Genomic DNA, 12,321 nt, shown 5'->3' on the forward strand with positions numbered 1-12,321 from the left:
TTCGACAAGGTCTATGTGTAATAGTATGAGTACAACATAATGACGGAGGGGTACTCATGCCTTTACTTGAAAAAATCATTCGTCCTAAGCTTTTGAGATCGACCTATGACATGACCATTTTCCAAACTCCAAAGTATGGAGAGGATAAAGGCTATGAAGAGGTATATCGAATCTCGGTTGAAGCAAATAATCATGAAGAAGCCCTGTATAAAACGTTCAGAACATTTAACGTACCAGATTTGGTTCCTAAAGATTATCAGGGCAGATACATTGCTACACGTGATATTATCTTTATTGACGAGGGGCGGAGAGGTCATTATTATTACCGTCTTCAGCCTAATGGATGGAAAAGAGTGAACCGGATCTTGATTCATTAAATAGGGAACAACGAAAAGTAAAAGGAAAGAATCTTCCTCAAGGGAAGATTCTTTCCTTTATTTAATTGGAATTCCTTATATGTGATTACCCGGACCGTTTTTTCGGTTCTGAGCTGAATTTTCCTTCGCATGTGCATTGTGCTCTGCTTCCAGGGCTTCTTTTGGAATATGGTTATTTTTCTTAGGAGCATTGATTCTGTTTCTGTGTTTTTTACCCATAGCAATCTCCCTCCCCGTTATGATTTAAGTCTTTCAGTTCTTGAAGAGTTAGGTTGTGTCCCGGATCGGGTAGAAGGGTTTGTTTCATTTGCATGTTGTACTGCTTGCTTCAATTTCTTACTCATTTTTTCTTTTGCCATGTGAATCCCTCCTTCTGTCGTTAGTTTGACCCCATGCACTGCTTTCTATCCTTCCATTTTCAAGCGTTGCATAAGAAATAAAAAAGGATTACAATGGTGTTTCAACAGACTTGTTAGGAGGAAAAGTAAATTGAGTATACATATTAATGCAAAAGAAAATGAAATAGCAGAAACGGTTTTATTACCAGGAGACCCACTAAGAGCAAAGTACATTGCAGAAACATTTCTAGAAAACCCAACATGTTATAATGAGGTTCGTAATATGTTTGGGTACACAGGGACATATAAAGGAAAAAGAATTTCGGTTCAAGGAACAGGCATGGGCGTACCTTCCATTTCCATTTATATCAACGAATTGATGCAAAGCTATAACGTACAAAACCTGATCCGTGTCGGTACTTGTGGAGCTATCCAAAAGGATGTTAAAGTTCGTGACGTCATTCTGGCTATGACCTCATCAACTGATTCTCAAATGAATCGATTAACGTTTAACGGGATTGACTATGCTCCGACAGCTAACTTTGATCTGCTTAAACGTGCTTATGATGCCGGTGTGGAAAAAGGCCTTAACTTAAAGGTCGGAAATGTATTTACTGCCGACATGTTCTACAATGACAATGCAGAGCACGAAAAATGGGCTCAATACGGTATTCTGGCCATTGAAATGGAAACGTCAGCTCTATATACATTAGCTTCAAAATATGGACGCAATGCATTATCTGTACTTACAGTGAGTGACCATATCTTAACAGGTGAAGAAACGACAGCAGATGAGCGTCAAACAACATTCAATGAAATGATCGAAGTTGCATTGGAAGCTGCTATTCAAGAGTAGATTCAACTATTATTAAAAGAAACTGCTTACATTCCCACTTCCGGGTTTATAGGCAGTTTTTCATTTTGTGAAGTTTGTCCTGCTTACAGAAATCTGATTACATGATAAGATGAAGGATGGAACCATTTTAGAGAAACTAGGTGAAAGTATGAAAAAGATCATCTTCGTAACGACTGCTTCCTTGATTATGTTATCGGGATGTTCGCAAGTACAAGATTGGTCAGAGAATTTATTTGGCCAGAAACAACAAGAAACAAAAGAAGAGAAACCTAAGCAGCAATCCCCAGGAGAACAACCGGAGCAGGATGAACAACCGGAACAAGAACAACCTTCGACTTCAGAGGAAGAAGCGGTTCCGCCAGAACTACAATTAGAGTCTCACTACTTTAACGATGTGAAAGTAGTGGATGGAAAACAAGTGATTCAAAATCCATCCAACCTTTTAGCTCTTGTGAATAAGGAATATGCATTAGATGAATACAAACCAAATGATTTGGTTCGCCCAAATGTTCCGTTTGTATTTGGTAATCAAGAACTTGAAAAGGCATATCTTCGTCAAGAAGCGGCATTGCAGCTTGAGAAAATGTTCGCTGACGCCAAATCACAAGGGATTTTACTAACGGCTATTTCAGGTTATCGTTCATATGAATATCAAAAAATGCTGCTGGAAAGAGAAATTGCTCAATTCGGAGAAGAAAAAGCCGTAATGGCAGTGGCTCCTCCGGGACAAAGTGAGCATCAATCCGGTTTAGCCATGGATATTTCAAGTCAAAGTAATAACTTCCAGGTAAACATTGAATTTGCCGATACGAAGGAAGGGAAATGGCTTGCTGAAAACGCCTATAAATATGGGTTCATCCTTCGTTACCCTAAAGATAAGGTTTCCATTACACAATATCAATATGAGCCTTGGCATTATAGGTATGTTGGTAAGGATGCTGCCAAAGTCATTCATGAAAATGATTGGTCTTTAGAGGAATATTTCAATAATGTGAAAAAGATATAATGATTTTTCAAGGGTTAGGGGCTTTAGGCTTCTGACCCTTTTCTGTGTCACTTGTGATTCATATTGGAGTCTCTGATGAAATCTATTCCGCCCTGGGGTTGTTCTGTTTTCTCACGAGTTCACATACAACAATAATAGGGGCTGTCCCAGTTTGAGGTGAGCGGGTGAGACGCATGATGAGGACTTTTAGCATTATTATCATAGGAAGTGTGTTTGTAGGGATCGGTATCAATCTCTTTTTCGTGCCACATCATTTCCTGGATGGGGGTATGATTGGGATTGGCCTGATTGCCCATTATTGGTTTGGTTTTAAGCCGGGGCTCACGATTATCTTACTGAGTGTCCCGTTATATATTCTGGCTTTTTATGTGGACAGAAAACTTTTCTATAATAGTATTCACGGTCTCTGGTTATCCTCGTTAATGATAGACTTTTTTCATCAGTGGAAGAATATTCTCACTCTTCCCCCGCTTATGAGCGCCTTCTTAGGCGGGACATGTGTTGGGATTGGAATCGGCCTTATGTTAAAAGGAAACTCCGCCACGGGAGGATCTGATTTATTGGCTCAACTGATTGGAAAAAGTTTTCAAATGAATGTGGGGAAATTAATCTTTGCTTTTGATAGCATCGTGCTGGTGGTTGGCTGGCCGATCATCGGTACGGAGTCTTTCTTATATTCTTTATTTGCTGTCAGTACAGTAGGGTTTTTTACAACGATTTTGACACATCATAATCATGACAATGGATTTTCCTTTCGTTAATATTGAAAAGCTGATAGAATAAAGAAGCTATGAGATGGAAGATTGCTCATATAGCTGTTTCGTGATAGTGTAGTCGGTAAATTCACACAAGATACATAGCAACGAAAGTGGTGGAAGCTTTGGAACAAGATAAGACAGATCAGTCACAACAAGAAACCCATTCAAGTTTTATAAAAATGAAGAAGTTTAAATTTGTTATGCTCTTGTTTTTCCTTGTATTTGCAACTGCAGGAATTACAACATTTGCACTTGCCTTTGGAGACGAGAAGGCAGTAAATGTAGGGGTAACCGAACGTTCTGAATTTCAAAAACTTTATGAAGCGTATGATAAGTTAAATGAAAATTACTTTAAAGACCTTGATCAGGACACCTTAGTAAACGGTGCTATTAATGGGATGATTGATAGTGTGGGAGATCCTTATTCTGATTATATGAATGTAGAAGAAGCTGAAAAGTTCCAGGAAAGCATCTCTTCTTCTTTCGAAGGGATCGGTGCAGAAATTCAGGAGAAAGAAGGATATATATCCATCGTATCTCCCATAAAAGGTTCTCCGGCAGAGAAAGCCGGATTACAGCCGAACGATACAATCACGAAAGTGGATGACAAAAGTATTCAAGGAATGTCTGTCACCGATGCGGTTCTCCTCATTCGTGGTGAAAAAGGGACAAAGGTTACACTGACCATTCAACGACCAGGTCAGGATAAGCCAATGCAAGTAACCATTACAAGGGATGAAATTCCAATTGAAACGGTTTATGCAGAAATGAAAGAAAATGGTGTAGCTGAAATCCAAATTACGAGCTTTTCGGAGAATACGTATAAAGAATTAACGGAAGCTTTAAATGAAATGAACGATAAAGGCATGAAAAAACTTGTTCTTGATTTAAGACAAAATCCAGGTGGATTACTGGATCAAGCTGTGAAAATCTCTAACTTGTTTGTTCCTGAAGGTGAAGTTTTATTCCAAGTGGAAGACAGCAACGGTAAAGTGGAAAAGTACGTTTCTGAATCAGGGCAGAAGGTAGATGTGCCTACAGCTGTGCTAGTGGATGGTGGAAGCGCAAGTGCTGCCGAAATCTTAGCAGCAGCTGTAAGTGAGTCAAATGATATTCCCCTTGTTGGAACGAAAACCTTTGGTAAGGGAACAGTCCAAACAGCGGAAACCTTCCAAGATGGATCAAACATGAAGTTTACAACGGCTAAATGGTTGACGCCAGATGGCAATTGGATTCATGAAAAGGGGATCACCCCCGATATTGAAGTGAAGATGCCGGAATATGCACAACTTCCATACATCAATCCTGAAAAGGAACTGAAGGAATCAGACTTATCCGATCAGGTGAAAACAGCAGAGCAGATGCTCAATGCACTGGACTTGAATCCAGGAAACGTTGATGGATATTATGATGAAGATACGACAAAAGCGGTTAAGCAGTTCCAGGAAAAGAATGAACTAGAGGTAACTGGAACGTTAAATGCTGAGACGACGGTTAAGCTTATGTCCAATCTTCGAGAAAAACTAAAAGAAAACGATCCGCAAGTGAAAAAAGCGATCGAAGAGTTAACCAAAAATAATTAAGTGGAAGATCTCAGGTGAAAGCACCTGAGATCTTTTTTTTTTGGCTATTGGGTTCTTCTTACTCGTATAGAATATATGAGATGTACCAACAATGAGAGTATATATGAGGTGATCTTATGAAAAAAACAGCGTTACTGCTGACTTTATTATTTTCTGTATTCATTGCTGTAAGTTGTTCACCTTTCTGGGGTGGGAGAGAACAACCTGCACCAAAAGAAGAAGTTCAATCGCAAAAGCATTTCTTAGATGAAAAAGATGAATCGATTTTTCCTTTAGTGCTTCAAGATAAAAAATCTCCTGTTCATGTACTTCTAATCGGTTCAGATCAACGAAATGACGAACCTGCCCGTGCAGATGTTTTAATGGTTGCTCAATATACTCCGCAATCAACATCCATGAAGATCGTTTCCATCATGAGGGATACATTTGTAAACATCCCTGGATATGAAAAGAGCAAAATCAATCATGCGTATACGTGGGGTGGAGAAGAGCTCCTGGCTGAAACGATAAAAAGTAATTTCAACATAGAGGTTCACCATACCGTGAAAGTAGATTTTAATGATTTCATAAACGTAATGGATCTCGTTTTTCCAGAAGGGGTCGGGGTTACAGTGTCAGAACCGATGATCAAGTATTGGAAATGGTCAAAGGATCCCGGGAAACAAGTGTTAAAAGGAGAAGAAATCTTACAATTTGTAAGGTTTAGGGGAGACATAAATAGTGATTTTGGACGAGTGGAGAGACAGCAGGAAATCATTTCGTTAGCAGAAAAAAGTCTAATGGAGCAAATGCAGTCTGGAGAAGGAATTACAACCGTCGTTTCCATTATGAGAGAAGGCTTAAAAAACGTAGAAACCTCTACACCAATGAGTGAAGTGATTAAGTATGGAATGTCATTAATGCTAAATCCCGTAAACTCTGTGGACACACTTCGAGTACCGATAGAAGGAAGCTTTACGGATCTTTCTACAGTGAATGCAGGACAGGTTTTAGACATGGATGAACAGAAGAATCAAGAAGCCATCCGTGAGTTTCTGAAAACGGTTGAGTGATTTACCAAGAATGAAACTCGGAAGAATCCAGGTCCAGGAAAGTTTCTATCTTCTTCATCTTTCTTACAATCAAATCATGTAAATATTTCTTGTACTTCGGATCTTCCGCTTGATCATGTTCCACATGCAGAATTTTAAGGTGTTCCAGATGTTCTTTTAATGTACGCTCATCACTGTCCGATCCACCTGACTGGACTTTGCGGAGAATGACGTCCACCAATTTTTCGTGGCTGGCTTCGATTGTCTTCGTCCCTTGCCTGGCATAAATGGCCCCATACCTTAATTCACCTCTTGTCACAATAGAGGTGTAGGGAACGTATCGTGGATCATAATCAATGATGAGAACCTGGAATCGTTTTAAGTTCAACAAAGGGTGAATCCCTTTAGGGAAAATGAAGTCCTCGGTGCGATAACGTAAATATTTAGGGAGCAGATGCTGTAGTTTATTATCAACATCTGCTTTATCTAAAAATTCCTCATCTGACAACCCCTTTAAATCTAACGATCCATCATCAAATTGCATCACTCCTATAATGATGCATCCGCCTCCTGTATTGGAGATAGCCAGAATATGCTTCGCCATCTTTGTGAATTCAATCCAATCTGATTTGAAATCCACGTAATCCGTTTCACCCGTATTATGAAGCAACAGATCCTTCAATGTTTCATGAGAAGGATTCTTCAAAAAGTCCCTTAACTTAAGCGGAACGATCTTCTCATAGTACAATGACAACCCCACCTTTTATAGTACTCACAAGTGTATTGATTCTGCCGAAACGGAACGGTCAATAATGATAAATTAAAGAAACAAATAACATCCATAAACGATCATAGATGACCCAATTCCTCTTTAATTCATTCTATGCGTGTAAAGATAATAAAACGCTTTTTATAATCGCTCTTTTCCAAAAGTTTGTTTTTTAACATAAGGTCTGCTTTGACTCTGTCCATTAGTGAGTGCTTGCAGCTTGCGTTCGGCCGAGCCTCCTCAGCTTATGAGCTGCACCCCTATTATTGGACACACCATCTTTAAGAGAATTTTCGTGACAGATCTAAAAGGTGTCAAAATACAATCTAATTAGAAAGCATAGTTCTTTTTCTTCAATATGACATTAACCCCTACTCACCTAAAAAGAGGTATTCAATTGATCCGTCACAAAACCTTGACTAAAAAATGATTTTTAAGCAAGCGTTATGAGGTTGATATTGTACACAATTGTTTAGATAATTTTTTTTTGGAACAAACGCTTAAAATATCTATAATTGGAGCTTTTTTTGTTTGTTTATACTCCATTAGCCAGTCAGAATATAGAAGCACAGAGTGGATTGTAGCGGAAGGCATTTGACTCCTGCGGGAAATAGAGGAAAGGGCGAGACCCCACAGGGCTTAGCCCGAGGAGGCTCGACTTCCTCCCCGCGGAAAGCAAGTGCCTGGAGCGGAAAGGAACGGTCTGTGTTTTCACACTAACACTCATGATATATTCATTTTTTCTTGGAAGTTATGCAAATCCAGCATCCTGTAGTGGACATCCACTACTACTTTCATCTCTAAAATAGCTATAAACTTTGTGAAAAGAGATTTACGAGAATACCTTCATTGTGTTCATAAGCGCTTTCTAATAGAATATGTATAGGATCTATAGAGAGGAAGATTAAATGAAGAAAGATGTTTATATACTATCCGGATTCCTTGGAAGTGGAAAAACGACGTTATTAAAAGATTTGCTTCAAGCCTTAAAGGACCAGAATAAAAAACCGGCTGTATTAATGAATGAATTAGGAAGTGTATCCATCGATAGTGATGAAGTTGAAAAAGATACAGCTTTACGGGAGTTGCTAGACGGATGTATATGCTGCACCATATCGGAAAAGCTGGAGTCACAGCTTCAGGAGTTACTGCTTAATGAAAATTTCGATGTACTGGTCATTGAAACAACAGGAGCAGCCCATCCCGTTGAGGTTGTCGATTCCATCTTATCCCCACTGTTTGCAAATCAGTTCGAATTTAGAGGGATTGTTACTGTTGTGGATGGACTACAATGGCGAAATAGGGGTGAATTCAGTCCGGCTGTCATACATTTGATGAGAGAACAAATTCGCCATGCAGAGTATATTGTGGCGAATAAAATGGATTTGCTTTCAGAGATGGAGCAGGGAACATTCTCGTATGAGCTTCAGCAAATCAACCCAAATGCTAAAGTGTACTTAACGAACTATTCAAAGGTCTCAATGACAGATCTATTTTCTTTAAAAACGGATAACCGAAACGGTTCCTATGAGAAAGCATCGATCGGCGAGCATTTAACCTTACAGGCAATCGTGTATACATTCAATGGAACAGTAAATGGAGAAGCGTTTGAAGATTGGGTGAAAAATCAACCTGACAGCATTTATAGAATGAAGGGGTATGTTCCTTTACAGGGTCGGAAAAATCCAACCTTGTTTCAATATTCATATGGTATGCCTTTATTTATGCCTGGAGATATGAAATATCCTACCAATTTCGTCATAATTGGAGAAAAATTACATAAATCAGAAATAATACGATCATTGCAGGAGATAGATATAACAGAATAACCTAAGGGGTGGAGAAACAATTCATGGTGTTTCTATTGTTTAGTGTAGAACTGATCATATTTATCGGTGGAATCTACGGGGTGAGTATATATGAGACAACACTGCAGTTCGTTATCTTTACCGGCTTAATCGTACTTAGTGTCATCATGTTTATATCAACGATCGCGTATTATCAGCGAAAAAAACATAAAAGGGAAAGGACCAATGATTGTTGGGACTGTGCAATTTATTCACCTGACTGCCTTCCTTTACCACGGGGAAAGAAATTTGACTGTGATTCACCGAACTGTGATTGTACACCGGACTGCAGTCCATAGGGGGGGGATAGAGTGAAAGGAATCCTTACATTATCCTTCATGCCCTGTCATAGAATACGAGAACGTTCACTCGTCGTCAGAGGAAAACAATTTCCCTTATGTTTCCGCTGTATGGGTATTCTCGTGGGAATCCTAATCGGGATCCCGTTCATATGGTTGTATTTCCCTTTGGTAACATTCGTTCATTTGCTATATGTGGGGATGCTCATCATCCCTCTACTGGCAGATGGATACACCCAGAAGTGGAAGTGGAGAACGAGTACTAATTCGTTACGGTTGGTGACCGGTCTTCTATGTGGGATCGGATTATCGATCAGTATCATTTTATTCTCCAAGGTGGGAGTCAGAACCATCATGGTCATGACCGGTTCATAACCATTGACAGATCAGAAGAAAATGTTTAAACTATAATAGTTAACTTAGTGAACTATTTATTTAGTGTAAGAAGTGAGAAAGGTCGATTATTAGTGGGAAAAGAAATGTTCGAGTTAGAGGGTTTATTTAGATCCGTTTTTAGAATGATGAAATCAGATATTCGAACCATCTTTGGTGAGTTCATTTCCAATGGAGAATTTCGGGTACTTCAGCTCATAAGAGAGAATGGGGCATTGAAATCCTCTGAAATATCCAAACGTATGGAAGTATCGGCAAGTCACATTACTTCCATTACAGATACATTAGTAGAAAAAAGCTATATCACAAGAATGCGATCTCACGAAGATCGTAGGGTAGTAGAGTTAGCTTTGACCCCTCAGGGCGAAGAAATGCTTTCTCAATGTGAAGAAAAAAAGACTCAATACTTTCAGGAATTATTTGTGAAATTTGATAAAGAAGAGATAAATCACCTGATTGGACTTTTTGAAAAACTATTAGCATCAAATCGCAAGTAATAAGTGTAAGCATGAAAGAGCAAGGGTTGACCGGATTGGGTCATCCCTTCTATTATGCTGAATTACTTAAGTAAGTGAATTATTCTTATTATAAATATTAAGGGAGACTTAAAAATGGAACACTTAGAACATCGAAAAAAAGTAATGATCATGATAGCCATCATGTCAGCCATGTTATTCGCAGCATTGAATCAAACGATAGTGGGAACCGCTTTACCAAGGATCATTTCTGAAATCGGCGGGATTGACTACTATAGCTGGGTATTTACAATCTTTATGTTAACCAGTTCGGTAACAGCCATATTAGTAGGGAAATTATCGGATATGTATGGAAGAAAACCGTTCATCCTCCTTGGTATCGGTGTCTTTATGATCGGGTCATTCTTGAATGGACTTTCTTCTTCCATCCTTCAATTAATCATCTTCAGGGGGATTCAGGGCTTTGGAGCGGGGATGATCATGTCAACTGCGTTTACGGCTGTAGGAGACCTGTTTTCGCCTCGGGAAAGAGGGAAATGGCAAGGTTTGATGAGTAGTGTATTTGGTCTCGCTAGTGTGTTCGGCCCAACATTAGGAGGCTGGATCGTTGATAATGCAGACTGGCACTGGGTGTTCTGGGTATTCCTTCCAGTAGGTTTCGTCGCCTTTGGGATGATTTATAAAATGTTTCCTTCACAGAAACCAAATAGAGGATTGAAAGTGGACTACTTAGGTTCCATTATGCTCACTCTGACGATTATTCCTTTACTATTGGCCTTTACGTGGGGTGGGAATGATTATGAATGGGTTTCCTTTCCGATAATAGGGTTACTGTCAGCAACGGTGTTATTTTTTGTCTTATTTATCATTACGGAAAAGAAAGCAAGCAATCCCGTTCTTCCACTTCAATTGTTCAAGAATAAAATCTTCACGTTATCCAATATCATTGGATTTATCCTGGGTGCCGGGATGTTTGGAGCCATCATGTATATGCCGTTCTTTATTCAAGGGGTCATGGGGACATCTGCCACTAAGTCTGGCTTGGTGATGATGCCGATGACATTAAGTATGGTGATCGCAAGTACAGTTGGTGGACAGATCATCACTAAGACAGGCAGATATAAATTTCTAGCCCTAATCGGTTTGTTCGTAATGAGTGCAGGAATGATTCTATTATCCTTTATGGATACAAACACAACCAATACAACGGCTCTAATCAATATTATTATAGTAGGAACAGGTCTTGGGCTGAGCTTCCCTGTGTTCACTTTAACCGTTCAAAACGCTGTTCAGCATAAGTTCCTTGGTGTGGCTACCGCTGCGACTCAATTGTTCAGACAAATCGGCGGTACGATTGGTGTAGCCATCATGGGTACCGTGATGAATACTTCCATGTCCTCAGAGATGAAGGAGCAAATGTCAGAAGTGAAAGACTCACCACTACTTACGAATCCTGAAACATCAGGAGTGCTGAAGCAGCTTCAGGATCCTCAAAACATTATGAATGGGGAGAAATTAAAAGAATTACAATCAACATTACCTCAAGAATACCAAGGGATATACGCAACCATTCTCGAAGGAGTGAGAGAGTCGTTAAGTTTCGCTTTAACGAATGTCTTCTTTATTGGTGCTATCATTCTTCTTGTTGGTTTTGTATTAACGTTCTTTATGAATGAAATTCCTTTACGTATGTCGAATAAAGATGTAACTGAAGAAGAGAAAGAAACAAAGCTTAAAGAAGCTTCCAATCATTGATTGGATCCAGTTCTAAATAAGAAGAGGGGTAACCGGGTGGATCTGTACTCAAACACAGAGCCAACCAGTTACCCCTTTTTAAAAATGAATTACATCGTACTTTCTCCAAATTTCTTAAACGTCATCTCATCCTCTACCAAACCGCAAGCGGCACATTGTACTTTTAAATCCGGTCCATTGTATGCTAGATGAAAAGGCTCGATCTGCCCTTCTTCATAACTTTGAACAACTTCTCCAGAGGCAGGATCGAGTTTCACACTCTGAGATACTTGTTGTATAATATTAAACCGGGTTCGATTCGTCTTACAGCTGGGACAGCGATAGGGTGTAGTCATGTACATCACCTTTCCTTGTTTTTTTCTAGTATGCTTAATAAATAAACTTTTTATGTAAGGGTTGTGGGATCATGAGATTAGAATCATTCGAAGCATTATTAGAGGCCTACAGGCACATATGGAAAAACCGATTATTAATAAGTGAGGGTACTTCTTCAGAAGAGATCCTGAAGGAAACCATTAAACGTGAACTATTGGACGGAAATAGTCATCCAAGAGTGCGTAAATCAAAAGAAGAAAAATACCTATCAGCTACGAAGAGAATGATTGAATCGGACCTGACGAGTGAAGAGAAAGTTTCATTAATAAAGGTACATCTTGAAATGGTCTCACAATTGAACGGAGATACATAAAGACATTTAAACGTTTAGCATGTATAACCGAGGACAGACATTGCGTATCCATTCATGATGGTATCAGAAAATAAACAAATCATCTCATTCTGAGCATTTCACTTTCTTATATACCTGCATAGGTATATAATGATGATTAGATTAT

At 39.2% G+C, this 12,321-nt stretch carries 16 protein-coding genes; 12 read left to right on the forward strand and 4 right to left on the reverse strand.

The genetic code is table 11. The features are described from left to right. Nucleotides 1-56 precede the first annotated feature (56 nt). A complete protein-coding gene (locus ACIFOD_RS14420; RefSeq protein WP_113970960.1) occupies nt 57-377 on the forward strand; it encodes a YodL domain-containing protein in 321 nt (106 codons plus the stop codon). A 75-nt stretch (nt 378-452) separates the two neighbouring features. On the opposite strand, the gene ACIFOD_RS14425 is transcribed toward ACIFOD_RS14420, so the two are convergent. Together ACIFOD_RS14425 and ACIFOD_RS14430 are read right to left on the reverse strand one after the other, a co-directional pair. Next, nucleotides 453-596 carry a hypothetical protein gene (locus tag ACIFOD_RS14425; RefSeq protein ID WP_181778227.1) on the reverse strand — a complete coding sequence of 48 codons (144 nt, stop codon included), beginning with the start codon at nt 594-596 and terminating at the stop codon, nt 453-455. Nucleotides 597-613: 17 nt separating this feature from the next. Beyond that, nucleotides 614-736, reverse strand: coding sequence for a hypothetical protein (locus ACIFOD_RS14430; protein ID WP_258549720.1), 123 nt, complete (start codon nt 734-736; stop codon nt 614-616). A gap of 130 nt (nt 737-866) precedes the next feature. Between ACIFOD_RS14430 and deoD the strand changes: the two genes are divergently transcribed. The 5 genes from deoD (at nt 867) to ACIFOD_RS14455 (ending at nt 5,970) form a co-directional block, all read left to right on the forward strand. Beyond that, a complete protein-coding gene (gene deoD / locus ACIFOD_RS14435; RefSeq protein WP_113970961.1) occupies nt 867-1,571 on the forward strand; it encodes a purine-nucleoside phosphorylase in 705 nt (234 codons plus the stop codon). 148 nt (nt 1,572-1,719) lie between these two features. Further along, nucleotides 1,720-2,577 (forward strand): D-alanyl-D-alanine carboxypeptidase family protein, encoded by an 858-nt coding sequence (locus tag ACIFOD_RS14440; RefSeq protein ID WP_430315195.1) that lies wholly within the window; start codon nt 1,720-1,722, stop codon nt 2,575-2,577. Nucleotides 2,578-2,753: 176 nt separating this feature from the next. Beyond that, entirely contained in the window at nt 2,754-3,338 is a 585-nt protein-coding gene (locus tag ACIFOD_RS14445; protein ID WP_430315196.1) for a YitT family protein, read from the forward strand. A gap of 119 nt (nt 3,339-3,457) precedes the next feature. Beyond that, a complete protein-coding gene (locus ACIFOD_RS14450) occupies nt 3,458-4,918 on the forward strand; it encodes a S41 family peptidase (protein ID WP_430315197.1) in 1,461 nt (486 codons plus the stop codon). Between the two features lie 116 nt (nt 4,919-5,034). Next, nucleotides 5,035-5,970 carry an LCP family protein gene (locus ACIFOD_RS14455; RefSeq protein ID WP_430315198.1) on the forward strand — a complete coding sequence of 312 codons (936 nt, stop codon included), beginning with the start codon at nt 5,035-5,037 and terminating at the stop codon, nt 5,968-5,970. Between the two features lies 1 nt (nt 5,971). On the opposite strand, the gene ACIFOD_RS14460 is transcribed toward ACIFOD_RS14455, so the two are convergent. After that, complete coding sequence (locus ACIFOD_RS14460) at nt 5,972-6,697, reverse strand: helix-turn-helix domain-containing protein (RefSeq protein ID WP_397553986.1); 726 nt, start codon at nt 6,695-6,697, stop codon at nt 5,972-5,974. 929 nt (nt 6,698-7,626) lie between these two features. Here ACIFOD_RS14460 and ACIFOD_RS14465 point away from each other — a divergent pair. The 5 genes from ACIFOD_RS14465 to ACIFOD_RS14485 all read left to right on the forward strand — a co-directional run bounded on the left by ACIFOD_RS14465 (nt 7,627) and on the right by ACIFOD_RS14485 (nt 11,488). Beyond that, complete coding sequence (locus ACIFOD_RS14465; protein WP_430315199.1) at nt 7,627-8,547, forward strand: CobW family GTP-binding protein; 921 nt, start codon at nt 7,627-7,629, stop codon at nt 8,545-8,547. A gap of 23 nt (nt 8,548-8,570) precedes the next feature. Beyond that, nucleotides 8,571-8,864 (forward strand): hypothetical protein, encoded by a 294-nt coding sequence (locus ACIFOD_RS14470; RefSeq protein ID WP_430315200.1) that lies wholly within the window; start codon nt 8,571-8,573, stop codon nt 8,862-8,864. A gap of 39 nt (nt 8,865-8,903) precedes the next feature. Beyond that, on the forward strand, nt 8,904-9,239 hold the full coding sequence (locus ACIFOD_RS14475; protein ID WP_430315295.1) for a DUF2085 domain-containing protein: 336 nt from the start codon (nt 8,904-8,906) through the stop codon (nt 9,237-9,239). Nucleotides 9,240-9,286: 47 nt separating this feature from the next. Next, complete coding sequence (locus ACIFOD_RS14480; RefSeq protein WP_430315201.1) at nt 9,287-9,754, forward strand: MarR family winged helix-turn-helix transcriptional regulator; 468 nt, start codon at nt 9,287-9,289, stop codon at nt 9,752-9,754. A 114-nt stretch (nt 9,755-9,868) separates the two neighbouring features. After that, the gene (locus ACIFOD_RS14485; RefSeq protein WP_430315202.1) at nt 9,869-11,488 is read left to right on the forward strand and encodes an MDR family MFS transporter; all 1,620 of its coding nucleotides are present in this window, start codon (nt 9,869-9,871) and stop codon (nt 11,486-11,488) included. Nucleotides 11,489-11,577: 89 nt separating this feature from the next. Here ACIFOD_RS14485 and ACIFOD_RS14490 read toward each other — a convergent pair whose 3' ends face one another. Beyond that, nucleotides 11,578-11,823 carry a DNA alkylation repair protein gene (locus tag ACIFOD_RS14490; protein WP_397553992.1) on the reverse strand — a complete coding sequence of 82 codons (246 nt, stop codon included), beginning with the start codon at nt 11,821-11,823 and terminating at the stop codon, nt 11,578-11,580. 71 nt (nt 11,824-11,894) lie between these two features. On the opposite strand from ACIFOD_RS14490, the gene ACIFOD_RS14495 reads away from it, so the two are divergent. Beyond that, a complete protein-coding gene (locus tag ACIFOD_RS14495; RefSeq protein WP_430315203.1) occupies nt 11,895-12,176 on the forward strand; it encodes a hypothetical protein in 282 nt (93 codons plus the stop codon). The last annotated feature ends 145 nt before the right edge of the window (nt 12,177-12,321 follow it).

Source organism: Rossellomorea sp. NRS-1567 (genome assembly GCF_050467885.1).
Lineage (GTDB): Bacteria > Bacillota > Bacilli > Bacillales > Bacillaceae_B > Rossellomorea > Rossellomorea aquimaris_C.

Bases quoted from the DNA above. Each gene is read 5' to 3' on its own strand.
- ACIFOD_RS14420 (WP_113970960.1), top strand. From the start codon at position 57: ATGCCTTTACTTGAAAAAATCATTCGTCCTAAGCTTTTGAGATCGACC.
- ACIFOD_RS14425 (WP_181778227.1), bottom strand. From the start codon at position 596: ATGGGTAAAAAACACAGAAACAGAATCAATGCTCCTAAGAAAAATAAC.
- ACIFOD_RS14430 (WP_258549720.1), bottom strand. From the start codon at position 736: ATGGCAAAAGAAAAAATGAGTAAGAAATTGAAGCAAGCAGTACAACAT.
- ACIFOD_RS14440 (WP_430315195.1), top strand. From the start codon at position 1,720: ATGAAAAAGATCATCTTCGTAACGACTGCTTCCTTGATTATGTTATCG.
- ACIFOD_RS14445 (WP_430315196.1), top strand. From the start codon at position 2,754: ATGAGGACTTTTAGCATTATTATCATAGGAAGTGTGTTTGTAGGGATC.
- ACIFOD_RS14455 (WP_430315198.1), top strand. From the start codon at position 5,035: ATGAAAAAAACAGCGTTACTGCTGACTTTATTATTTTCTGTATTCATT.
- ACIFOD_RS14465 (WP_430315199.1), top strand. From the start codon at position 7,627: ATGAAGAAAGATGTTTATATACTATCCGGATTCCTTGGAAGTGGAAAA.
- ACIFOD_RS14470 (WP_430315200.1), top strand. From the start codon at position 8,571: ATGGTGTTTCTATTGTTTAGTGTAGAACTGATCATATTTATCGGTGGA.
- ACIFOD_RS14475 (WP_430315295.1), top strand. From the start codon at position 8,904: ATGCCCTGTCATAGAATACGAGAACGTTCACTCGTCGTCAGAGGAAAA.
- ACIFOD_RS14485 (WP_430315202.1), top strand. From the start codon at position 9,869: ATGGAACACTTAGAACATCGAAAAAAAGTAATGATCATGATAGCCATC.
- ACIFOD_RS14490 (WP_397553992.1), bottom strand. From the start codon at position 11,823: ATGACTACACCCTATCGCTGTCCCAGCTGTAAGACGAATCGAACCCGG.
- ACIFOD_RS14495 (WP_430315203.1), top strand. From the start codon at position 11,895: ATGAGATTAGAATCATTCGAAGCATTATTAGAGGCCTACAGGCACATA.